The organism is Pseudomonas sp. R45(2017) (genome assembly GCF_002112305.1).
In the GTDB taxonomy this organism is placed as follows: Bacteria; Pseudomonadota; Gammaproteobacteria; order Pseudomonadales; family Pseudomonadaceae; genus Aquipseudomonas; species Aquipseudomonas paraglycinae.
This window is the reverse complement of the sequence record NZ_NEHH01000004.1, coordinates 397734-419233: the sequence shown is the minus strand read 5'-3', so window position 1 is coordinate 419233 and position 21500 is coordinate 397734. Positions and strand designations below refer to the sequence as shown.

19 protein-coding genes are annotated in these 21500 nt (G+C 60.1%); 9 read left to right on the top strand and 10 right to left on the bottom strand.

Going from position 1 to position 21500, the window contains the following annotated elements; genetic code table 11:
* Nucleotides 1-45: 45 nt before the first annotated feature.
* From CAF74_RS11980 to orn, 4 genes are all read right to left on the bottom strand, one after another.
* Entirely contained in the window at nt 46-990 is a 945-nt protein-coding gene (locus CAF74_RS11980; RefSeq protein ID WP_139832902.1) for a hypothetical protein, read from the bottom strand.
* A gap of 410 nt (nt 991-1400) precedes the next feature.
* Complete coding sequence (locus CAF74_RS11975) at nt 1401-2432, bottom strand: hypothetical protein (protein WP_085746500.1); 1032 nt, start codon at nt 2430-2432, stop codon at nt 1401-1403.
* Nucleotides 2433-2731: 299 nt separating this feature from the next.
* Nucleotides 2732-3343 (bottom strand): trimeric intracellular cation channel family protein, encoded by a 612-nt coding sequence (locus tag CAF74_RS11970; RefSeq protein ID WP_085746499.1) that lies wholly within the window; start codon nt 3341-3343, stop codon nt 2732-2734.
* A gap of 83 nt (nt 3344-3426) precedes the next feature.
* On the bottom strand, nt 3427-3969 hold the full coding sequence (orn, locus tag CAF74_RS11965) for an oligoribonuclease (RefSeq protein ID WP_065258764.1): 543 nt from the start codon (nt 3967-3969) through the stop codon (nt 3427-3429).
* A gap of 107 nt (nt 3970-4076) precedes the next feature.
* Between orn and rsgA the strand changes: the two genes are divergently transcribed.
* The 4 genes from rsgA (at nt 4077) to CAF74_RS11945 (ending at nt 7178) form a co-directional block, all read left to right on the top strand.
* On the top strand, nt 4077-5108 hold the full coding sequence (gene rsgA, locus CAF74_RS11960; RefSeq protein WP_039766628.1) for a small ribosomal subunit biogenesis GTPase RsgA: 1032 nt from the start codon (nt 4077-4079) through the stop codon (nt 5106-5108).
* A 209-nt stretch (nt 5109-5317) separates the two neighbouring features.
* Nucleotides 5318-5725: a TIR domain-containing protein gene (locus CAF74_RS11955; protein ID WP_064379087.1), complete on the top strand. Its 408-nt coding sequence runs from the start codon at nt 5318-5320 to the stop codon at nt 5723-5725.
* A gap of 2 nt (nt 5726-5727) precedes the next feature.
* The gene (locus CAF74_RS11950) at nt 5728-6687 is read left to right on the top strand and encodes a caspase family protein (RefSeq protein WP_085746498.1); all 960 of its coding nucleotides are present in this window, start codon (nt 5728-5730) and stop codon (nt 6685-6687) included.
* Entirely contained in the window at nt 6687-7178 is a 492-nt protein-coding gene (locus CAF74_RS11945) for a toll/interleukin-1 receptor domain-containing protein (protein ID WP_085746497.1), read from the top strand. The genes CAF74_RS11950 and CAF74_RS11945 overlap by 1 nt, the downstream gene beginning before the upstream one ends.
* Before the next feature lie 88 nt (nt 7179-7266).
* Here the strand turns inward: CAF74_RS11945 and motB are convergent, their stop codons facing one another.
* Together motB and motA are read right to left on the bottom strand one after the other, a co-directional pair.
* A complete protein-coding gene (motB, locus tag CAF74_RS11940) occupies nt 7267-8334 on the bottom strand; it encodes a flagellar motor protein MotB (RefSeq protein WP_085608491.1) in 1068 nt (355 codons plus the stop codon).
* A 3-nt stretch (nt 8335-8337) separates the two neighbouring features.
* Nucleotides 8338-9189, bottom strand: coding sequence for a flagellar motor stator protein MotA (gene motA, locus CAF74_RS11935; RefSeq protein ID WP_007952169.1), 852 nt, complete (start codon nt 9187-9189; stop codon nt 8338-8340).
* Between the two features lie 167 nt (nt 9190-9356).
* Between motA and CAF74_RS11930 the strand changes: the two genes are divergently transcribed.
* Genes CAF74_RS11930 through asd form a run of 3 tightly spaced genes read left to right on the top strand, consistent with a single transcriptional unit; the run spans nt 9357 to nt 12629 of the window.
* Nucleotides 9357-10895: an HDOD domain-containing protein gene (locus tag CAF74_RS11930; RefSeq protein WP_085746496.1), complete on the top strand. Its 1539-nt coding sequence runs from the start codon at nt 9357-9359 to the stop codon at nt 10893-10895.
* A gap of 39 nt (nt 10896-10934) precedes the next feature.
* The gene (locus CAF74_RS11925) at nt 10935-11750 is read left to right on the top strand and encodes a rhodanese-like domain-containing protein (protein WP_064379082.1); all 816 of its coding nucleotides are present in this window, start codon (nt 10935-10937) and stop codon (nt 11748-11750) included.
* An 18-nt stretch (nt 11751-11768) separates the two neighbouring features.
* Nucleotides 11769-12629: an archaetidylserine decarboxylase gene (asd, locus tag CAF74_RS11920; RefSeq protein ID WP_085746495.1), complete on the top strand. Its 861-nt coding sequence runs from the start codon at nt 11769-11771 to the stop codon at nt 12627-12629.
* Nucleotides 12630-12689: 60 nt separating this feature from the next.
* On the opposite strand, the gene CAF74_RS11915 is transcribed toward asd, so the two are convergent.
* Nucleotides 12690-13091, bottom strand: coding sequence for a lectin OAA (locus tag CAF74_RS11915; RefSeq protein WP_085746494.1), 402 nt, complete (start codon nt 13089-13091; stop codon nt 12690-12692).
* Between the two features lie 222 nt (nt 13092-13313).
* On the opposite strand from CAF74_RS11915, the gene CAF74_RS11910 reads away from it, so the two are divergent.
* Nucleotides 13314-15068, top strand: a complete 1755-nt coding sequence (locus CAF74_RS11910) for a molecular chaperone (RefSeq protein WP_085746493.1) — start codon at nt 13314-13316, stop codon at nt 15066-15068.
* Between the two features lie 39 nt (nt 15069-15107).
* Here the strand turns inward: CAF74_RS11910 and serB are convergent, their stop codons facing one another.
* Nucleotides 15108-16322 carry a phosphoserine phosphatase SerB gene (serB, locus tag CAF74_RS11905; protein ID WP_039766615.1) on the bottom strand — a complete coding sequence of 405 codons (1215 nt, stop codon included), beginning with the start codon at nt 16320-16322 and terminating at the stop codon, nt 15108-15110.
* 134 nt (nt 16323-16456) lie between these two features.
* Between serB and CAF74_RS11900 the strand changes: the two genes are divergently transcribed.
* Nucleotides 16457-17965 carry an AhpA/YtjB family protein gene (locus tag CAF74_RS11900; protein ID WP_085746492.1) on the top strand — a complete coding sequence of 503 codons (1509 nt, stop codon included), beginning with the start codon at nt 16457-16459 and terminating at the stop codon, nt 17963-17965.
* 379 nt (nt 17966-18344) lie between these two features.
* Here the strand turns inward: CAF74_RS11900 and CAF74_RS11895 are convergent, their stop codons facing one another.
* Entirely contained in the window at nt 18345-19055 is a 711-nt protein-coding gene (locus CAF74_RS11895) for a membrane integrity-associated transporter subunit PqiC (protein WP_085746491.1), read from the bottom strand.
* Nucleotides 19056-19232: 177 nt separating this feature from the next.
* Complete coding sequence (gene parC / locus CAF74_RS11890) at nt 19233-21497, bottom strand: DNA topoisomerase IV subunit A (protein ID WP_085746490.1); 2265 nt, start codon at nt 21495-21497, stop codon at nt 19233-19235.
* Between the last annotated feature and the right edge of the window lie 3 nt (nt 21498-21500).

The following is a 21500-nucleotide window of genomic DNA, read 5'->3' as shown; positions in this document are numbered from 1 at the left end:
GATTGCAGAGCAACGCCAAGAGAGCGTCAAATTGAAAAATGCATTTCAACTTAATGTGAATGACCGATTTGCAATATCCGGGTTTATACGTATCCGATGTTCGGTGCCATACTCGTCGTAGACATTTAGATCCAGAAACTCCCGGCGTATCACCTTACTTTGGAGTTCTGCTGTTATATGGCTGATTATCGAGATCGTACCGGGATCCTGACGCAACGTCCGAAAGCCACTCGGCGTGCGCGCGGTCACCTGATCGCTGAAAGCAGGACCGATGTAACCGATATAACTTCTCAAACCGGCCGACATTTTTGTTGCATCGCCGGAATAGAAAAACTCGCTTGGATATTCGGTTTCCTGCTGTACCGTACCGCTGGACCATTCGAGCAAATGAATCAGACGACCTTCTGCGTTTAAGGTCAGACTGTGCTGCTCCATCCTTTCAAACAGACCTGGCCGATCCAGCACCCTTGTCCTGGCCAGCATGAAATTGGCGATCGGATATTGCCTGGGTGAGATGGCCTCCAAGGTGATACTGCTGTCGCGGCCGTCCTGGCCGTTGCTTCGATACCTTTTGCCATCCAGGATGACCTCGGCAGCAATCTGCATCGACCCCGAGCGACTGCTGGAAACCCAGTACTCAAAAACCTGGACGACCTCCGAAGGGTCGGACAATCGATTGCCGGCGGCAGGCACCAATGGCGAGACCCGTGCGTGCCCCCCCTTAATGTCGTGGGCAAAATGATTCTCCCGGGAGCTCGCTGTCCAGTCACCTGTCAGCGGTGCGGCGGAGTTATAGTCAATCAACCGAAGTGTCTCCAGAGCAGAGTGGCCATGGAGCGAAACAGCGTTGCCTTGCGCATCTTCACCAGAAATCAGCACCAACACCCGAATCTGCATGCGACCGTTGGCATAAAGTGCTTTATGGCGAATGGCCGCCGAAGAATCGAACTTCACTTCAATACGCTGGATAATCAAACCTTCTTCAGACATATCAAACCCCTTAAACAAAAAAGTTATCGCGAAGCTTGAATAGCATTCACGCCAACTCATTGATACACGCTCCAAAAACAAATAAAACAGACAACCAGTGACAACATGTAATCACACACAATGAAACAACGACAAACTCACTTCCGACTCTGAACTGCTCAATACCCTCTTCAACAAACGGACATTTAATTACGCACAATAAAAAACCGTTTTCCCGCAATCATTTAAAACTGCGAGAAAACGGCTAAATTAACCGTAGCAACAAATCGGGCGATATCAGAAAACCAAGCGCGCGCTGCCACGCGCACCTCCAATCTATAAAGGTGTCGGCACCGCTGTATATTTAATTGGCAAGGTCAGATCCTTTTCGACGAAAAGAACTCAAGTAGTGAATGCACCTCGCCGCAGACTCATCCCCGCTCCAGAAAGAACTCACGCTTTTCAGAGTTGGTCCGAATGGCCAACTTGTGCTCCGTGCCATATTGGTCGATTGCGAGAAAGGGAAACACGCCATCCGCACTGGATTCGGCCGCCGTGTATGCGAACTCGGAAAGCGCTTGCACGACGGTCAACTCGCCGTGACGATCATTGACTCTGACGACATACTCTTTGGTCTTTGCCGAAGAATCCAGAGCGTGATCTCGAAATATATAATTTACAAAGGTATTGTCATTAACAGGTAGCGCCACAGTGACATCAGTTTTATTCGGCCTTACCAGAATCCCCTTCAAATAGTTGGTTTTCGACGCATATATCCAGTTGCCATAGGCAAACTTGACATCATCCGTACCTTTCGAAGAAACCCAGTCCACCAGTTTGATCTGCTGTCCCTGATAAACAAGTCCGAGATAGTAGTTCCAGATCCGGTTTCCCGGCTCCTCATTGCCTCGTCTGTTCGAAGTCCAGCGAAACTGTTCTACCGAGTAGGTAACCGGCACCTGAGCGTCCAGAGTGACACTGCTGTCCTGAAAACCGGAAAGACCGGTTCCATTGCTTCGGATAGTTGCCCCGTTCAAAGAAACACTTGCCGCGATTTGCGTCGTGCCGCTACCCGAGGACGATACCCAGAATGTGCGCACTTGCGGGTGGATACCATCATCCGGCTCATCGTCAGAGGGTTGTGCTGCATCCTGTATCACCGGCGCTTCCAACGTAAATCGACCTTGTTCGGTACTGGCACTCCAGCCATCGCGCAAGGTTCTCCCGGTGTTGTAGTGAATAAGTTCAACCGTATTCATGACTTCTGCTGGAACCAGAATGCGATCCCCGTTTCCATCATAACCCGATACCAGCACCTGAACCTTTACTTGCATACGGCCGTTGCCGTACAGCACTTTACTTCGCGTTAATGACGAAGAGTCGAACTTCACCTTCAAGTCGATATTGTCCAGCCTTTCAGGATGGACCAACTGGTTTCCTGATACTTCGTTAAGCTCACTCATATTTTTACTCCTTGTGTTTGACGTCATTCCATACCTCCAACGCAAAAGCGAAGTGAGACATGAATAACATGCAACCACAAACCGGCAAAAAATTTAAATGTAAGAACCTGTAGCTAAAATGAAAGCCGAATCAGCAATTTGAAAAACCCGGCCACATTAACTCCGAGATACATTCATCATAAAATGTAAGTTCGAAAGAAAAAAAACCACGAAGAACGTAAAGCAGCCGCACTCGACAACACAGATAGCGAAAAAATCATTCGCTGGCAGAACAGCTACGAATTCATTTGCGCAAGGTCTCAATGTTCGTCGTTATAAACGAACTTCGGCATTTCCCAATGAAAACGAATCGCCAGCAGGCGCAACAGGAAGCCACCAAATAGCGTGATCAGAATCGCCTGCTCGCCCGGCACGTTCAGGAACAGACACAGCATGTAGCACCAGGCCGCAGCGAACGAGACGCTGGCGTACAGCTCACGGCGGAAGATCAGCGGGATGTCGTTGCAGAAGATGTCGCGCAGGATGCCGCCGAATACCCCGGTGATCACGCCGCTGACCGAGGCCACCAGCATGCCGTGGCCCATTTCCAGGGCGGTCATGCAGCCGATCAGGGTGAACGCCACCAGACCGACCGCGTCGAGCACCAGAAACAGCGAGCGCAGATGGCGCATCCAGCGAGCCGTGAACACGGTGATCATCGCCGCGACTGTGGTCAGTACCAGATATTCCGGGTGTTTGACCCAGGTCAGCGGGTAATGCCCGAGCAGCACGTCGCGCACCGAACCACCGCCCAATGCCGTGACGCAGGCGATCAGCACCACGCCGAACCAGTCCATGCCGCGACGGCCCGCAGACAGGGCGCCGGTCATGGCTTCGGCAGTAATGGCGACGAGGTAGAGCATCAGCAACATGGTGGCGATCCTGGCAGGAAGGCGCGCAGTCTACTCACTTCGCCGAGGCACCAAAAGAGGGCACCCCGGCGTGGGTGCCGATCTCAGAACTTGATGAAATGCTTGCGGTAGTGCTGCAGCTCGGCGATGGATTCGCGGATGTCGTCCAGCGCCAGGTGAGTGCTGCCCTTCTTGAAGCTGTCACGCACGTCCGGCGCCCAGCGCGCGGCCAGTTCCTTGAGCGTGGAGACGTCGAGGTTGCGGTAGTGGAAGTAGCTTTCCAGCGACTTCATGTGGGTATAAAGGAAGCGGCGATCCTGGCAGATGCTGTTGCCACAGATCGGCGACTTGCCCTTCGGCACCCACTTCTCCAGGAAGGCGATGGTTTCGGCTTCAGCCTCGGCCATGCTCACGCGGCTTTCACGCACGCGCTGGGTCAGGCCGGAGTTGCCGTGAGTGCGGGTGTTCCACTCATCCATGCGGGCGAGGACTTCGTCGCTGTGGTGGATGGCGATCACCGGGCCTTCGGCCAAGGTGTTCAGGTCACTGTCGGTGACGATGGTGGCCATTTCGATGATCACGTCGTTTTCCGGATCGAGACCGGTCATTTCCAGGTCGATCCAGATCAGATTCTGCGGGTTTTGCATATTTCGGCTCCTGAGCAATGCTGCGCAGTTTAGCCTAGGCAGCCTGCCGGGCGTGCTAAACTCGCGGCCGTTTTACCTAATCGCTGCATTCTTCAGACGGAACACCCATGGCCAAACGCCAACTCAATCGTCGTCAAAACTGGCGCATCGAAAAGATTCAGGGCGAGCGCGCCGCCCGCGCCGCCAAACGCGAGTCCTCGGCTGTCGAGGCGCTCGAAGGCGGCGACCTCGGCCCGGAACAGCACGGCCTGGTGATCGCCCACTTCGGGGTGCAGGTCGAGGTCGAGGCCGTTGACGGTGAGCTGGCCGGCCAGGTCTTCCGCTGCCACCTGCGGGCCAACCTGCCGGCACTGGTCACCGGCGACCGGGTAGTCTGGCGCGCCGGCAACCAGGGCATCGGCGTGATCGTGGCGCAACTGCCGCGCACCACCGAACTGTGCCGCCCGGACAGCCGTGGCCAGCTCAAACCGGTGGCCGCCAACGTCGACATGATCGTCATCGTGTTCGCCCCGCTGCCCGAGCCCCATGCGAACCTGATCGACCGTTATCTGGTCGCCGCCGAGCACGCTGGCATCCGCCCGTTGCTGCTGCTGAACAAATTCGACCTGATCGACGAACAGAACGCCCCGGCGCTGAATGCCCTGTTGGCGGTCTATCGCACGCTGGGTTATCCGGTGCTGGAAGTCTCGGCGCACCACGGCAACGGCATGGAGCAATTGCAGAAGCAGCTCGACGGGCGCATCAGCGTGTTCGTCGGCCAGTCCGGTGTCGGCAAGTCGTCCCTGGTCAACAGCCTGCTGCCGGAAGTCGAAACCCGTGTCGGCCCGCTGTCCGAGTTGTCCGGCCAGGGCACGCACACCACGACCACCGCGCGCCTGTTCCACTTCCCTGGCGGCGGCGAACTGATCGACTCCCCGGGCATCCGTGAATTCGGCCTCGGCCACGTCAGCCGCGCCGACGTCGAAGCCGGTTTCATCGAGTTCAACGACCTGCTCGGCACCTGCCGCTTCCGCGACTGCAAGCACGATCGCGAACCGGGATGCGCACTGCTCAAGGCCCTGGAAGACGGCCGCGTGCAGCAGCAGCGGATGAACAGCTACCGCTCGATCATCGCCAGTTTGCCGGAAAACGGCTACTAAACAGCCCTGTCGGCGGCCCTTCACCAAGGGCTGCCGGTTGTCGGAACCTGGCGGCGTTCCCACCCTCACCTTAAACACAAGCCCTTTCTGTAAGCCTGATTACTTCAGTTTGCAGGACATTTCTCTTTTCCCGCCCAGACCTTGTAGCGCCCTTCCATAGGCCTAAATTGGGTTCTTCCTTCGCACCTATGCGATCTCCGAGGAACCCCATGCAGACCTATCATTTGTTCATCAGTCACTCGTGGAACCACCCCCACGCCCACGACAATCTGGTGCGCCTGCTCGGCGCTCAACCCGACTTCTGCTTCAAGAACTTTTCCGTGCCACCGCACAATCCGATCATGGGTGCACGCACCGACAAGCAGCTTGAAGAGGCGATCGAAAACAAGATCCGGCCGTGCTCGGCGGTGTTGATCATGGCCGGCATGTATTCGACCTACAGCAAGTGGATCAACAAGGAAATCGAGATCGCCAGACGCATGGGCAAGGTGATCATCGCGATCAAACCGTTCGGTGCCGAACGGATTTCCACCGTTGTACGCAATGCCGCACATGCCGAGTGTGCGTGGAACACCCAGAGCATCATCAAGGCCATCCGCCTGCACACGGCGGTGTAACCATGCGCAAGGGACTGTTTATCGGCATCAACCACTACACCCACGTCGCGCCACTGAGCGGCTGTAACAACGATGCGATGGCAATGGCCTCGGTACTGGAGCGCCACGCCAACGGGCGGCCGAACTTCAGCAGCAAGGTACTGACTTCAGCCGAGGAGAACCTGACACTCGACACGATGAAGCAACAGATCCGGGAGCTGTTTTCCGGCGACTGCGATGTGGCGCTGTTGTACTTCGCAGGCCATGGCCAGTTCGACACCAGCATCGACGAAGGACTGCTGATTCCACAGGACTTCCGGCACGGCGGCGAAGGCATTCGCATCAGCGACATTCTGACGTGGGCCGATCAGGCACCGCACATCAAGAACAAGATCATCATCCTGGATTGCTGCCAGGCCGGCGCAGCAGGTGCCATGCGCAGTCTGCGCGGTGGCAGCAGCGTGATCGGCGAAGGCATGACCATCCTGACGGCCTGCAAGAAAGAACAATCGGCGCTGGAAAGCCGTGGCCACGGGGTGTTCACCGATCTGCTGTTGCAAGCCCTGCACGGCGGCGCAGCCAATGTATTGGGCAAGGTCACGCCGGGCAGTGTGTATTCGTTTGTCGACAATGCGCTGGGGGCATGGGAACAGCGGCCGGTGTTCAAGACCAACGTGTCGCAATTTGTACCGCTGCGCGAAGTCGCGCCGCTGATTGCCGAAGAAACACTGCGCAAGCTCAAGGACTGGTTTCCCGAGCCGAGCTTCGTCTTCCGGCTCGATCCCAGCTACGAACCCACCGAAGCGGCATTCGATCCCGATCACGGCGATGTCTTCAAACAGTTGCAGATGTGCAACCGTCACAGCCTGATCGAACCGGTCGACGCCGAGCACATGTATTACGCCGCCCTCAATTCCACTGGCTGCCGCCTCACCGCACTCGGCGCCTATTACCGAGAGCTCGCGCTCAAAGGACATTTCTGATGCCCGTATTCATCAGCTACCGCCACGGCGATCGCGCTCAGGCGATTGCCATCAACAGCCGCCTGGTTCTGGCCAATATCAAGACCTACCTTGATGTACTGGACCCTGAGTCCCAGACCACCGACGACATCACGGGTGTCATCACCCGTAACATCACCGAGTGCAGCCACCTGCTGGCCGTGGTGTCGGAAAAGACCGCACTGTCGTGGTGGGTGCCGTTCGAAATCGGCGAGGCGACCATCAGCCACCGACGAATCTGCTCGTTCAGAACCGGGCCGGCGGAGCTTCCGCACTACCTGGACAAATGGCCAAAGCTGAGCACCGATCGGGATCTGGACTTCTTCATCGATGCTTACCGCACCGAAGGAAGCGTCAAGCGCTCCATGACCCTGGATTCGGTCACGGCAAATCAGTCAGCGCGAACCGCCAACCGACAAAACGCCGAAGTGTTTCATGACGCGCTGAAAAACCGTATTCGACGCGGGTTTTAGTCAGCCCGAGCGCCGCAGGGAATACGTCTGTGACCAGCCTTCCCACCGGACACAAAAAAGCCGACATCGCTGTCGGCTTTTTTGTGGGTCACTGCTTCGGCGCGGGAGCCGGTGCAGCAGGCGCCGGGGCTGGTGCCGCTGCGCCCGGCTCGGTCGGTTTCGGCAGCGGGTCGTCGAACAGGTTCAGCCGTTCGCGCAACTCGTGGGCCGGTACCGGCTGCTGATCCGCCGGCAAGGCGTTCGGGTCGACCGGGGTGGCCGGCGCGGCGCCGTTCTGGCCTTGATCTGCCGGTTGCGACGGGTCGGCACCTTGCGAACCTTCGATGGCCGCCTGGGCCTTTTTGGTCAGCACCACGATGTCGATGCGGCGGTTGACCGGGTTGAACGGGTTCTCCTTGTCGAACAGTGCCGACGAGGCGTAACCAACAACCCGCGCCACTTGAGCATCCGGATAACTGCCCGCCACCAATGCACGCCGGGCGGCGTTGGCACGGTTGGCCGAAAGCTCCCAGTTGCCGAAATCGCCGTTGCCCACGTAAGGCTTGGCATCGGTGTGACCACTGATGCTGATCTTGTTCGGCACCGCCTTGATGGTGTCGGCCATGGCCAGCAGGATGTCTTCGAAGTACGGCTTCAGGCGTGCAGAACCGGAGTCGAACATCGGTCGGTTCTCGGCGTCCATGATCTGGATGCGCAAGCCGTTCGGCGTGATCTCGAACAGGATCTGGTCCTTGAACTTCTGCAGTTGCGGGTTCTCGTCGACCTTGTTCTGCAGTTCCTGCAGCAACAGTTCCAGGCGTTCCTTCTCGACCTGCTCGGCCATGCCTTCAACCTGTTCGGTGTCGACCGTGACCTTGTCCGGTTGCGGCTGCGACTTCACTTCAGGGTTGAGAGTGTTTTCCGGCGCCAGGGTCGGCGTGCCGCCCAGATCGATGATGTACGGCGTGCCGCTCTCGGAGAAACCGACCGGGTCCTTGAAGTAACCGGCGATGGCGATCTTCTGTTCCGGGGTCGCGGTGGACAGCAGCCACAACACCAGGAAGAACGCCATCATCGCCGTCGCGAAATCGGCGAAGGCGATCTTCCACGCCCCGCCGTGATGCCCGCCGGCGATGCGCTTGACGCGCTTGATGATTATCGGCTGGTTATTTTCCATGACTTAGCGACCGCGAACGGCTTGTTCCAGCTCGGCAAAGCTTGGACGGTGAGCCGGGTACAGCACCTTGCGACCGAACTCGACAGCCAGCGACGGCGGCATGCCGGAAGCCGAAGCCACCAGCGAGGCCTTGATGGCTTCGTAGACGTTCAGCTCTTCCTTGGCATCGTGCGCCAGGGAGTGCGCCAGCGGGCCGAAGAAACCGTACGCCGCGAGAATACCGAAGAAGGTACCCACGAGTGCCGCACCCACGTGCAGACCGATGGACTTCTGATCGCCCTCACCCAGGGAGGCCATGGTCACCACGATACCCAGTACCGCCGCGACGATACCGAAACCCGGCATGGCGTCGGCAATGCCGTTCACCGCGTGGGACGGATGTTCGAGGTCTTCCTTCAGGCTGTACAGTTCCATGTCGAACAGGCCTTCCAGCTCATGGGGAGCCATGTTGCCGGAGGACATGATGCGCAGGTAATCGCAGATGAACGCGGTCATGCGTTCGTCTTTCAGCACCGCCGGGTACTTGGCGAAGATCGGGCTCGCGGCGGCGTCTTCGATATCGCCTTCGATGGCCATCATGCCTTCGCGGCGGCTCTTGTTGAGGATCTCGTAGATCAGGCCCAGCACTTCCAGATAGAACGTGTGGCTGAAACGCGAACTGAACATGCTCAGGGATTTCTTGAGCACGTGCATCGTCATGTAGCCGGGGTTGGCCTGCAGGAATGCACCGAGTGCAGCACCACCGATGATCATTACCTCGAAAGGCTGGATCAGGGCGGCAATCTTGCCGTGGGAGAGCACGTATCCGCCGAGCACGCTCGCGAATACGACGATGATGCCGATAATTTTAGCCATAGGTAGAAAGGTACTTGTTTAAGTCGGGTTCAAGGTCATATTCGGAAGTTAAAAAATCTCTTCTTCTACTTATCGGCAAAACTGCGCCAGACTATAGCCAGTTCAGGCGAAAAGCCAATTTAGCCCATGCCGGGCGCGTCTACAGTCAGTGAAGATCTCGTCCAGACATGGCTAATGAAACGAACGTCCCACACGTAAAACCGACCACACTCGATGGCTGGGTGAAGCTGCTCGACAGCGTTCGCCTGCCGGTGCCGCAAGATGCCCATGACCGGGTCTGCCGGGCGATTCGCGATGACCGCAGCTCGCTGCGCGACATCGCCGACCTGATGCAGGACAGCCCGGCACTGGCTCTGAGCATCATCCGCGAAGCCAACCGCCACACCCACGGCAACATGACTGCGCCGGCGGAAAACCTCGAAGTGGCGATCAATCGCCTCGGCCTTGGCCGCACCGAAGAACTGCTCGCGCGCCTGCCCGCCGAACCTTCCGCACAGATCCCCCAGGCCCTGCGCCAGTTGCAGATGATCAGCCAGCACGCCACGCAACAGGCCAACGGCTTTTTCGCCAGCCGCCTCGCACGTTTGTGGCAGGACATCCATTGGGGCAGCCTGCTGTTTCTGTCGCCGCTGTGGCCGTTGGCACTGACCTTTCCCCAATTGCTTGAAGAGTGGGAAGTGCGGGTTATCCACAAGGGCGAATCAGCGCGCGTCGTGGAAAAGCAGCTGTTCGGCGTGCGCCTGCTGAAAATCGGCGAAGCGCTGGTGGAAGCCTGGCGTCTGCCGATCTGGGTGCAACAAGGTTATCGGCTGCTGCTGACCGAGCAGCGCGAACTGGTCAAGGTCCTGCGCATTGCCCGCGATGTGGATCATCCGTTGCGCCAGCAAAACCGCCTCGACGACGATCCGACCCTGCGTCGCTGGCTCAATCAGCCGGCCAACACCGTGTTACTGGCCAACGGTCTGGCACTCTCGGCGCAACAGGCCTGGGACAGTCCGCACAGCGAGCGCTGGCAATTCCTGACCAGCCTCTATCTGCAAATCTCGATGGACGAGGTGCAACAACAGTTGCACCAACAGGCCGCCGTCAGCGCTCGCCATCATTCCATGCCGGATCTGTGGCACCCGGCGGTTTCGCTGCTCTGGCCGTGGGGCACCCGTCGTCTGCCTGCCGGAATGCTGCCGGCTGCGGCGCCATCCGCTGAAGATCTGACCCAGTGGCGCCGGCAATGCGCCGAGCTGCTGGCCGTGCCAAGCCGCTTCACCAATGCCATGAGCCTGACTGTCGCCGCCCGTGACGCGCTGGTCGCCAGCGGCATGCGCCGGGTGATGATCCTGATGGCCGACCGCAGCCACGCCAATCTGCGCGTCCATCAAACCTCGGGGTTGCCGAAGGAAGCCGCTGCGCTCAATTTCGTTGTCAGCCAGAGTTCGGTGCTGCAACGCTTGCTCGCGCAGCAGGCGCAAGTGCGGATCACCCCGGACAACAATGCCCAGTTTTCCGCCCTGCTGCCGCCCTCGCTGCGCACGCTTTTCCGGGGCGAGCACCTGTTCCTGCGTTCACTGGTGAACAACGGCCGGGTGATCATGATCGTGGTCGCCGACCAGGGTGGCGGGCCGTTCGCCGACATCACCGTGCAAGCCTTCGGCAAAACCGCGCAGTGCATCGAGAAAGCCCTGCACAGTTTTAGCCAGCGCGGCCAATGACAGCTACAATCCTTCCCCTTTGTGCTCTGGAGACCTCACATGTCTGATTTCTCTGGCCTGGCCCTGGTGATCGAGCCGAGCGACCTGCTGCCGCGCCTCGAATCCCGCGATCTGATTCTGGTGGATCTGACCAGTGCCGCCCGCTACGCCGAGGGACACATTCCCGGCGCACGTTTTGTTGATCCGAAACGCACCCAGCTGGGTCAGGCGCCGGCTCCGGGCCTGTTGCCGAGCAAAGAGAAACTCGAAGAACTGTTCGGTGAACTCGGCCATCGCAAAGACGCGGTCTACGTGGTCTATGACGACGAAGGCGGCGGCTGGGCCGGGCGCTTCATCTGGCTGCTCGACGTGATCGGCCATGACAAATACCACTACCTCGACGGCGGTCTGCCGGCGTGGCTGGCGGAAGGCTCGCCGATGTCGATCCAGATTCCTCCAGCGGCGGGCGGCCCGGTTGCCCTGACCCTGCACGAGGAACCCACCGCCACCCGCGAATACCTGCAGAGCCGTCTCGGCGCCGCTGACCTGGCGATCTGGGACGCTCGAGGCCCGCTGGAGTATTCCGGCGAAAAGGTCCTGGCGGCCAAGGGCGGGCACATCCCCGGCGCGGTCAATTTCGAATGGACGGCAGGCATGGATCAGGCGCGCCAACTGCGCATCCGTACCGACATGCCGCAGATCCTCGAAAACCTCGGGATCACCAAGGACAAAGAGATCATTACCCACTGCCAGACCCATCACCGGTCCGGTTTCACTTATCTGGTGGCCAAGGCCCTCGGTTATCCGCGGGTCAAGGGCTACGCCGGTTCCTGGGGCGAATGGGGCAACCACCCCGACACCCCCGTCGAGCTTTAAGGATTTTTAAGGACAGTCATGAAAGAGCGTTTGTTTATCATCAGCCAGTACCTGCTGCCTCATCACCTGCTGTCGCGCCTGGCCGGCTGCGTCGCCGAGTGCCGCGTGCGCTGGTTCAAGAATGCCTTCACCACCTGGTTCGCCAAGCGTTATCAAGTGGACATGTCGCAGGCGCTGGTTGAAGACGTGACCGCTTACGAGCACTTCAACGCCTTCTTCACCCGCGCGCTGAAAGACGGCGCACGTCCACTGGACCAGACCCCGGGCGCAATCCTCAGCCCGGCCGACGGTACGATCAGCCAGCTCGGTCCGATCGAACACGGTCGTATCCTCCAGGCCAAGGGCCACAGCTTCAGCGTGCTGGAGCTGCTGGGCGGCGACGCGGCCAATGCGGCGCCGTTCATGGGCGGTGAATTCGCGACTGTTTACCTGTCGCCGAAGGACTACCACCGCGTGCACATGCCGCTGGCCGGCACCCTGCGCGAAATGGTCTACATTCCGGGCCGGATCTTCTCGGTCAACCAGACCACCGCGGAAAACGTTCCTGAACTGTTCGCCCGCAACGAGCGCGTGGCGTGCATCTTCGACACCGAGCGCGGGCCGATGGCCGTGGTGCTGGTGGGCGCGATGATCGTGGCATCGATCGAAACCGTATGGGCCGGTTTGGTCACGCCGCCGAAGCGCGAGCTGAAAACCTTCCGTTACGACGAAGCCGCCCGTGCGCCGATTCATCTGGAAAAAGGTGCGGAACTGGGGCGCTTCAAGCTGGGTTCGACCGCGATCGTGCTGTTCGGGCCAGATCAGGTGAAATGGGTTGAAGAACTGAGAGCCGGCTCGCCGGTACAGATGGGTCAGGCCCTGGCACTGTCCAACGCCTGAACCTGTTGATCCGCCCTTTCGCACGTCTGCGAAGGGGCGGACACGACCTGAGTGGCGCCGTTACTCTATCTGCCCACGGAAGCCGATCGGGCCTTCGTTGGCGTAGGTATTGGTGCCACTGAGGTTTTTCCCTCCGTCATTGGATGTGACACTCAACGCGATAACATTCTGGTTATCCCGCCCGCCGATCACCCACTTGCCACCTGGGTGCCACGGGGCATCGTTGCCACCCCACTGGTTTTCGACGTTGTACTGGTTCTGGCCAGTGCGCTGAGCCTTGAAGCCAATAGGGCCTTCGCCGGCGCAAGTCATGGTGCCGTTAAAGGTTTTGCCACCGTCGCCGGACTTGATCTCGATCGCGACGACGTTCTGGTTGTCCCGCGCGCCCAGCACCCAGGTTCCACCCGGATGCCAGGGTGCCGAACTACCGCCCCATTGATTTGCCACTGCGTATTTAGACATGAACCTCATCTCCTTGAAGTTTCGGGAGACCTGCCCCGACGTTGACGGCAGGCCGTGCAACCGTGCGTTTCCGATCGCACGTCTGAGAGCCTAGTAGCGCCTGCGGGAATGGCACCAGGCCAGCAGACCAACGGTAAAAAACCCTGACAATCGCCTGCGAAACAGACCACAACTGCTAGAGTTTTTGGCATTGCCCTATTCGCCGCCGGAGCTTGTCACGGCATGAGTGAGCCTCGTTCCCAACCAAAACTGAGCGCCCCGACCCCGACGCAGTTGCGCCTGTCCTTCTGTGAAGCCACCCCGCGCGACCTCAAGCGCTGGATCGCCGACCTGCCGAAAGCAAACATCGGCGAAACCGCGCGCCTGCTGTATCAAGGCTTAGGTGAGCTCAATCAATTGCTGACGCCAAGCGATAATCGCCTGCATCTGCTGGAACTGTTGCGACCCGAGGTTTACTTCGTCTGCCAGCATCTGGAACGGCATTTTCTGCATCAGGCGATCATGCTCGATGAGCGCTCACGCAAGATCAGCAACCTGTGCCAGGCCCTGCAAAGTCAGCTGGCCATCGGTTACAAACAGATCATTCTGCGGATCGCGCCCAAGTATTCCCGGGATCGCGCAGCCCTGGTGAGCGAAGCGCTGCAACGGGCGGCTCACGCGCTCAAAGGACAACTGGTTCGCGCGACGCAGCTGTACAGCGCCGCACCGGAACAGCTGTGGTTCGAACTGCATCAATTGTTTCGCTGCGCCTGCGAGCTGCAACTGCAACATCGCCGGGTGCGCGACGACCTTGCCAGCCTCACCGCCGAGTTGAGTGTCGAACAGACCTACCTCGCCGCCCTGCTGCTGGGCAGCGCCCGTTGCAATCAGTTGCGGCAGAATCAGATCGCGCGCCTGGCCCAAGTAGTGGAGCCGTGGAGTGCGTGGCTGAAACTGCATCCCGCCCATCCGGGCGAGGGGTTGTTCGCGGTTTCGGCAGAGATCGACGCCGGCCCGCGTTACCGCTCCCAATTCCGTAGCGAGCAACAAGCCAGTCTGCTCGGTTTCGATCCACAACCACTGGTGAACGCCATCGAGGCCCACCTGCTGCATCAGGATGCGACCACGCCGCTGCCCGTGCCGTCCGGCCTGACGCTCGACACCCTGCAACATTTGCACGCCACCTGGGGCGAAGCTGCCGAACGCAGCTTCCAGCGCACCGTCGGCCAGGGCAACCTGACCGTGTGCGTCGGCATGAGCGCCCTGCACTTCTACCTCGGCGGCGAACGCACCTTCAGCGAACTGCTCAAGCACCCCGGCGCCCGTGCGGCGAATTTCAGCCGAGCGGTGGTTCAGGGCGAAAAGGACAGCTGGAGCCAGGCGTTCGATGCCGCGCCGCAAAGCACATCCGATGAATTGTTGCCCTACGAGGAAATTCGTTACGAACCGCTGATCGACGATGAAGACGACGCCGACAGTCCGCCGCATTACCCGACCTACGCCTTGCCGGTGATCAACCACAGCCCCGGCGGTTATTGTCTGGCCTGGCCGAAGGATGTACCCGCCGAATTGCAGGCCGGGGAAATGGTCGGAATTCAGGACAGCCTCAATCAGGGCTGGAGCATTGCCGTGGTGCGCTGGATCCGCCAGGTGCGCGGCGCCGGTACGCAAATGGGCATCGAACTGGTGGCGCCCCATGCGCGGCCGTGCGGTTTGCAACTGGTGCGTTCGCGGGATGATCACAGCCAGTACCTGCGCGGTTTGCTGTTACCGGAGATCAGTGCGATCGACTTGCCGGCGACGCTGCTGACGCCACGGCTGCCGTTTCAGGAAGGCAACAAAGTGCTGATCAACACCCAGGGCGAAGAGCATCGCGCCGGGCTGGATCGGCGGGTGGCCAGCACTCACAGTTTCAATCAGTTTGCCTATCGCTCGCTGGAAACCGCCAGGAATGGCGGGAGCGAAGAGGATTTCGACTCGTTGTGGAAATCCCTTTGAGCCAGGACCGCAGCCGAAGGCTGCGATCCTGCGCCGATGTCAGAGCTGCCCGTCGCGATCCCGGAAGCCCAGCAGGTACAGCACGCCATCCAGACCGAGGGTCGAGATCGCCTGCTTCGCCGACTGCTTGACCAGCGGCTTGGCGCGGAAGGCCACGCCCAGACCGGCAATCGCCAGCATCGGCAGGTCGTTGGCGCCGTCGCCCACGGCGATGGTCTGCTCCAGACGCAAACCTTCTTTTTCAGCCAGCTGCTTCAGCAGATCGGCCTTGCGCTGAGCATCGACGATCGGCTCGATTGCCACGCCGGTGCACTTGCCGTCGACCACTTCCAGTTCATTGGCGAACACGTAATCGATGCCGAGTTTGGCCTGCAACTGTTTGGCGAAGTAGGTGAAGCCGCCCGACAGGATCGCAGTCTTGTAGCCCAGACGCTTGAGTTCGGCGAACAGGGTTTCAGCACCCTCGGTCAGGCGCAGCGAGGCGCCGATCGAGTCGAGCACGCTGACATCCAGCCCCTTGAGCAGCGCCAGACGCTCTTTGAAGCTGGCGCGGAAGTCCAGCTCGCCGGCCATTGCCCGCTCGGTGATTTGCGAAACCTGATCGCCGACGCCGGCGGCTTTGGCCAGTTCGTCGATGACCTCGGCTTCGATCAGGGTCGAGTCCATGTCGAACACCGCCAGACGACGGTTGCGACGGAACAGCGAATCTTCCTGGAAGGCGATGTCGACGTTCAGCTCCTGAGCCACGCTGAGGAATTCGGCGCGCAGGGCCTGCGGGTCGGCCGCTTCACCGCGTACGGAGAATTCGATGCAGCCCTTGCCCTTGTCAGCCGGGGTGTCCAGCGGCATACGACCCGACAGACGGTCGATATGGTCGATGTTCAGGCCGTATTTGGCGGTGATCGAGCTCACGGCCTGCAACTGGCCGGCGGTGACCTTGCGGGTCAACAGAGTAACGATATGACGCTTCTTGCCCTGATTGCCCACCCATTGCTGGTAATCCTCTTCGGACACCGGGGTGAAACGCACCTGCTGGTCGAGCTCATAGCCCTTGAACAGGATGTCCTTGAGCACCGACTTGCCTTGCTCGGAATCGGGGATTTCCACGAGGATGCCGAACGACAGCATGTCGTGGATCACCGCCTGACCGATGTCGAGGATATTCACACCACCCTGGGCCAGAACACCGGTAATGGCCGCCGTCAGACCCGGACGGTCGACTCCCGTGATGTTAATCAGGACGATTTCGCGCAACGCGCACCCCCGCAACTGGAAAAAAACCGCATTCTACCCACTTTCAGTGACCATCGGGCACCGCCAGCGCTTTGCCGGTCTAGGGCCTGTCGCTATACTGCGCGTCAACTTCACGGACAAAAGAGCCGAGCTCAGTGAACCGGCCCACGCCAGTTAAAACCGATAACTTCTTCCTGCTGATCTTCCGTGCACTGCGCCACCGCCGTGTACCGATTGCATTGCGCATTGCCAGCCATAACGTGATCCTGGTCGCCCTGGCCCTGGTGATCTATGCCTGCGTGATGGGCCTGCAGTTCAAGCAGGCCATGCACGAGCAGGCCGATGCGCTGGGCGAAAGCCTGACCACGCAGACCGCCACCTCCGCCACCGAGCTGCTGGTGTCCAACGACATACTCAGCCTCAACGTGCTGCTCAACAACCTGACCAAGAACAAGCTGGTGGCCCACGCCGCCATCTACAGCGTGGACAACCGCATCCTCGCCGAGTCCGGTCAGCGGCCCAAGCACGGCCTGCTGGGCGAAGCCGAGGGCATGTACGAGAGCAAGATCACTTTCCAGGACGTGACCGCCGGGCAACTGCGCATTAGCCTGGACATGGATCAGTTCCAGCAGCCGATGACCATCAGCCTGCAAAGCATGGGTATCCTGAGTGCGATCCTGCTGGCACTGTCACTGGCCCTGAGCCTGCGTCTGGGCCGGCACATCTCCACGCCGCTGCTGCAACTGCGCGTGTGGTTGCGCCGGATCGACGAATACACGCCGGGTATCGAACGTCAGGACGAGATCGGCGATCTTGCCCGCCAGTTGCACGCCAACTACGCCCCGGAGCCGGCCGAACCGGAGCCTGAGGCGGAACCCGAGTTCGAGGACGACGAGCCGGAATTCGAAGTGCGCAACCTGCGTGATCCGAGCTTCGACGAGAGCCGCCCGATGGCCGCGCAGAAGCCTGCGCCACGCCATGTGGTCAGCACCGTTGAAGACGACGATGACGAAGATCCGTTCGCCGATCTGCGTGACGAGTCGCTGGACGAAACCGCGCAACCGGCAGTGCGCCGACCGACCCCAAGCGTGCCGCAACACACGGCGGTGCTGGCGGTGCAACTGGGCTCGCAAGAGCAACTGCGCCGTTTGCCGCGCGCACGTCTGGAAGAGTTGCAGGATCGTTATCGCGATTGCCTGGAACAGGCGGCTTCGCTGTATCAGGGCGAAATCGAAACCCTGAACGACGGCAGCACGCTGATGCTGTTCCACACCGAAGACAGCGGCGACGATTACCTGACCAACGCTATCTGCTGCGGCGAGCTGCTGCGGGCGCTGGGCCACCAGTTGCAGATCGAAGTCGCCGACAGCGGCATCACCCTGCAATTGCAGCTGGGCCTGACACTTGGCGACGAGCTGTTCGGCCTGAGCCAGATCGACCTGTTGCTGACCGACTCCGCCCAGGACGCCCTGGCTCTGTCGCAACACAGCCGCAACCTGCTGCTGGTGGAGCGCAAGATCGGTGACGACGCGCTGATCCGTCAGCGTGCGCGGATCCGCCCGATTGCCAGCCCTGAAGGGGCTTGCTGTGTGGAGCGATTGATGGAGCCTTATCCGTCGATGCTTGAGCGGCAACTGGCGCGGATGCATGAGCGTCGGGCCTGAGGCCTTGCCCTTGATGTGAAGAAGCCCGCAGACGAGTGATTGTCTGCGGGCTTTTTGTTTGTGGCGTTATTGTGATATCACCCGTCGTCAAACAGCCCCTCACCCTAGCCCTCTCCCAGAGGGAGAGGGGACTGACTGAGGTGTATAACGCTATCCGTCGACCTGAAAATTTGAGTCGATTATGGATTCACAGCCGAGCTTTCAAGTCGGCGTACCTCCCGAATATCCCCCAATCAGTCCCCTCTCCCTCCGGGCGGTCCGACGTTTCGGGAGGGTTAGGGTGAGGGGCTTTTCGAGTCGGACACCAATGCATGTCCCACCAACGCCCAGACACGACAAAGCCCGCACAAGGCGGGCTCTGTCCTGACTCGATCCAGCCTTAGAAGCGAAACACTTCCATATCCGTACGAATCGGCGAAGCCATCGGTATCTTCGGCTGCTTCTCGGCTTCCGCCGCCGGTGCTGCCGGTTTCGGTGCCGGTTTGCGCGGCGCTTCGGCGACCGGTGGCTGATTGGCCAACGGCTTGAGCGCTACCGACAACTGCTCGGCCAGACGCTGCAACAACACGCCTTGCGCCTGCACCTGCGCGGCGGTGGTGCCGGCATGCTGCTCTTGCAGATGGACGATGCGGTTATCGCGCACCTGGCCACGGCGGTCGATCAGACGCCATTGCGCATCGAGGATCGCCGGTTGCGATTGACCAGAATCCAGACGCGTAATGGTCAACAGCACCTGCACATCCGGGGTGAAGCCCACAGTGGCCGGCGCCAGCACGACGCGCTGACTGTCCAGATGCCCGGCAACCTGACGCAACAGCAACTGATCGATGTCCGACGAAAGGCTTCCGGCCCAGCGACCATCGGTCGAAGCTTGGAGGCTGCCATCCGGTTGACGCTGCAACAGGGTTTCCCGTTGCAGGTAATCGGCAACGATCACAGGGCCCAGCAAAACTGCCATGCCCGCGCTTTGCGCAGGCTGGGCCGGACTTCCGCTGTCCAGCTGATACAGCGACACCGGCTGGTGAACGCTGCAACCCGCCAGGCCAAGAACGCCGGCGAGCAGGAAAATAAGGGGGCGCAGAGAAGTCATCATCCCGTCCAGGTGGCCGCCACAAGGCTGACCACAGTGAAAATACTCAATAAATATGAAGAACGCTCGGCCACGCCGGCGCTTGGAAAGGCCATATCATCCGTGAATATGCGTTCCGACTCCAGCGCCAAAGCGCCGATCTACGGGTTAAATCGTAGATCCGGCGCTCTAGGACGCTTAATTGAGGTTTTCGACGAGCAGCGCATCCACCCGCTGGAAGCCACGTGGCAGTTTGTTACCACGACGACCACGTTCACCTTTGTAGTGTTCGAGGTCGTCGGCTTTTAGCGACAAGGTACGTTTTCCGGCCTGCAGCACCAAGGTGGCGCCTTCCGGAAGAACGGCGATGTCCGTGACATATTCTTCGCGACTGGCCACACGCTCACCGGAAATACCGATGATCTTGTTGCCTTTGCCCTTACCTAATTGTGGCAGATCGCTGATCTTGAAGATCAACAGGCGACCCTCGGTCGTCACCGAGGCCAGCCAGTTGTGCTCGCGGTCGGCGACCGGACGCGGCGCAATCACCTTGGCGTTGTTCGGCAGGCTCAACAGGGCCTTGCCGGCCTTGTTCTTGGCTTGCAGGTCTTCGCCTTTCACCACAAAACCGTAGCCGGCGTCGGAGGCGATCACGTACAGCGAGTCCTCTTCAGGCATCAGCACGCATTCGAACGTGGCGCCCGGCGGCGGCGTCAGACGGCCGGTCAACGGCTCGCCCTGGCCCCGTGCCGATGGCAGGGTGTGGGTGGCCAGCGAGTAACTGCGGCCCGTGGAGTCGATGACCACCGCCGACTGGTTCGAACGCCCCGCCGCCGAGGTCTTGAAGCCGTCCCCGGCTTTGTACGACAGGCCGGTGGCGTCGATCTCGTGGCCTTTGGCCGAACGGATCCAGCCTTTTTCCGACAGTACGACGGTGACTTTCTCGTTCGGCAGCAGATCGTGTTCGGTCAGCGCCTTGGCTTCGGCACGCTCGACGATTGGCGACCGACGGTCATCGCCGTAGGTTTCAGCGTCTTTCAACAGCTCGGTGCGAACCAGCTTCTTCAGCTTGGCTTCGCTGCCCAGCAAGGCTTGCAGCTTGGCTTGTTCCTTGAGCAGTTCGTCCTGCTCGTCGCGCAGCTTCATCTCTTCCAGTCGCGCCAACTGACGCAGGCGGGTGTCGAGGATGTAGTCGGCCTGGATCTCGCTGAGGGCAAAACGCTCGATCAGCTTGGCTTTCGGGTGTTCCTCGGTGCGGATGATGTGGATCACTTCATCCAGGTTGAGGTAGGCGATCAGCAAACCTTCCAACAGGTGCAGGCGACGCTCGACCTTGTCGAGGCGGAATTGCAGGCGGCGACGCACGGTCAGCACGCGGAATTCCAGCCACTCCACCAGCAGCGCACGGAGGTTTTTCAGCTGCGGCTTGCCGTCCAGACCGATGATGTTGACGTTGACCCGATAGGTCGACTCCAGCTCGGTGCTGGCGAACAGGTGCTGCATCAGCGCTTCGTGATCGACGCGGCTGTTGACCGGAATGATCACGATGCGGCACGGGTTCTCGTGGTCGGATTCGTCGCGAAGATCGGCGATCTGCGGCGCTTTCGACGGTTTGGCCTGCATCAGCGCAGCGATCTGTTCCAGCACCTTGGCCCCGGAGACCTGATGCGGCAGCGCGGTGACGATGATGTCACCGTCCTCGACGTGGTACACGGCGCGCATGCGCACCGAGCCCTTGCCGGTTTCGTACATTTTCAACAGGTCGGCGCGTGGGGTGATGATTTCCGCTTCGGTCGGGTAGTCCGGGCCCTGAATGTGCTCGCAGAGCTGTTCGACCGTGGCTTTCGGCTCATCGAGCAGGCGCACGCACGCGGTCGCGACTTCGCGCAGGTTGTGCGGCGGTACGTCGGTGGCCATACCCACGGCGATGCCGGTGGTGCCGTTGAGCAGGATATTCGGCAAACGTGCCGGCAACACCAGCGGTTCCTGCAGGGTGCCGTCGAAGTTCGGGCCCCAGTCTGCGGTGCCCTGGCCCAGTTCGCTGAGCAGCACTTCGGAATAACGCGACAGCCGCGCTTCGGTGTAACGCATGGCGGCGAAGGATTTCGGATCGTCCGGCGCACCCCAGTTACCCTGGCCGTCCACCAGCGTGTAGCGATAGCTGAACGGCTGGGCCATCAGCACCATCGCTTCATAGCACGCCGAGTCGCCGTGCGGGTGGAACTTGCCGAGCACGTCGCCGACGGTACGCGCCGACTTCTTGTGCTTGGAATCGGCATCCAGCCCCAGCTCGCTCATGGCATAGACGATACGCCGCTGTACTGGTTTCAGACCGTCGCCGATATGCGGCAGGGCACGGTCCATGATCACGTACATGGAGTAGTTGAGGTAGGCATTTTCGGTGAAGTCAGCCAGCGACCGGCGTTCTACGCCATCTAAGCTGTCTGCAAGGTTATCGCTCATGCG

Bases quoted from the DNA above. Each gene is read 5' to 3' on its own strand.
- CAF74_RS11980 (WP_139832902.1), bottom strand. From the start codon at position 990: ATGTCTGAAGAAGGTTTGATTATCCAGCGTATTGAAGTGAAGTTCGAT.
- CAF74_RS11945 (WP_085746497.1), top strand. From the start codon at position 6,687: ATGCCCGTATTCATCAGCTACCGCCACGGCGATCGCGCTCAGGCGATT.
- CAF74_RS11925 (WP_064379082.1), top strand. From the start codon at position 10,935: ATGTCTGATTTCTCTGGCCTGGCCCTGGTGATCGAGCCGAGCGACCTG.
- rsgA (WP_039766628.1), top strand. From the start codon at position 4,077: ATGGCCAAACGCCAACTCAATCGTCGTCAAAACTGGCGCATCGAAAAG.
- CAF74_RS11895 (WP_085746491.1), bottom strand. From the start codon at position 19,055: ATGACTTCTCTGCGCCCCCTTATTTTCCTGCTCGCCGGCGTTCTTGGC.
- motA (WP_007952169.1), bottom strand. From the start codon at position 9,189: ATGGCTAAAATTATCGGCATCATCGTCGTATTCGCGAGCGTGCTCGGC.
- orn (WP_065258764.1), bottom strand. From the start codon at position 3,969: ATGCAAAACCCGCAGAATCTGATCTGGATCGACCTGGAAATGACCGGT.
- CAF74_RS11950 (WP_085746498.1), top strand. From the start codon at position 5,728: ATGCGCAAGGGACTGTTTATCGGCATCAACCACTACACCCACGTCGCG.
- CAF74_RS11915 (WP_085746494.1), bottom strand. From the start codon at position 13,091: ATGTCTAAATACGCAGTGGCAAATCAATGGGGCGGTAGTTCGGCACCC.
- parC (WP_085746490.1), bottom strand. From the start codon at position 21,497: ATGAGCGATAACCTTGCAGACAGCTTAGATGGCGTAGAACGCCGGTCG.
- motB (WP_085608491.1), bottom strand. From the start codon at position 8,334: ATGGAAAATAACCAGCCGATAATCATCAAGCGCGTCAAGCGCATCGCC.
- CAF74_RS11910 (WP_085746493.1), top strand. From the start codon at position 13,314: ATGAGTGAGCCTCGTTCCCAACCAAAACTGAGCGCCCCGACCCCGACG.
- CAF74_RS11975 (WP_085746500.1), bottom strand. From the start codon at position 2,432: ATGAGTGAGCTTAACGAAGTATCAGGAAACCAGTTGGTCCATCCTGAA.
- CAF74_RS11970 (WP_085746499.1), bottom strand. From the start codon at position 3,343: ATGTTGCTGATGCTCTACCTCGTCGCCATTACTGCCGAAGCCATGACC.
- CAF74_RS11955 (WP_064379087.1), top strand. From the start codon at position 5,318: ATGCAGACCTATCATTTGTTCATCAGTCACTCGTGGAACCACCCCCAC.
- asd (WP_085746495.1), top strand. From the start codon at position 11,769: ATGAAAGAGCGTTTGTTTATCATCAGCCAGTACCTGCTGCCTCATCAC.
- CAF74_RS11930 (WP_085746496.1), top strand. From the start codon at position 9,357: ATGGCTAATGAAACGAACGTCCCACACGTAAAACCGACCACACTCGAT.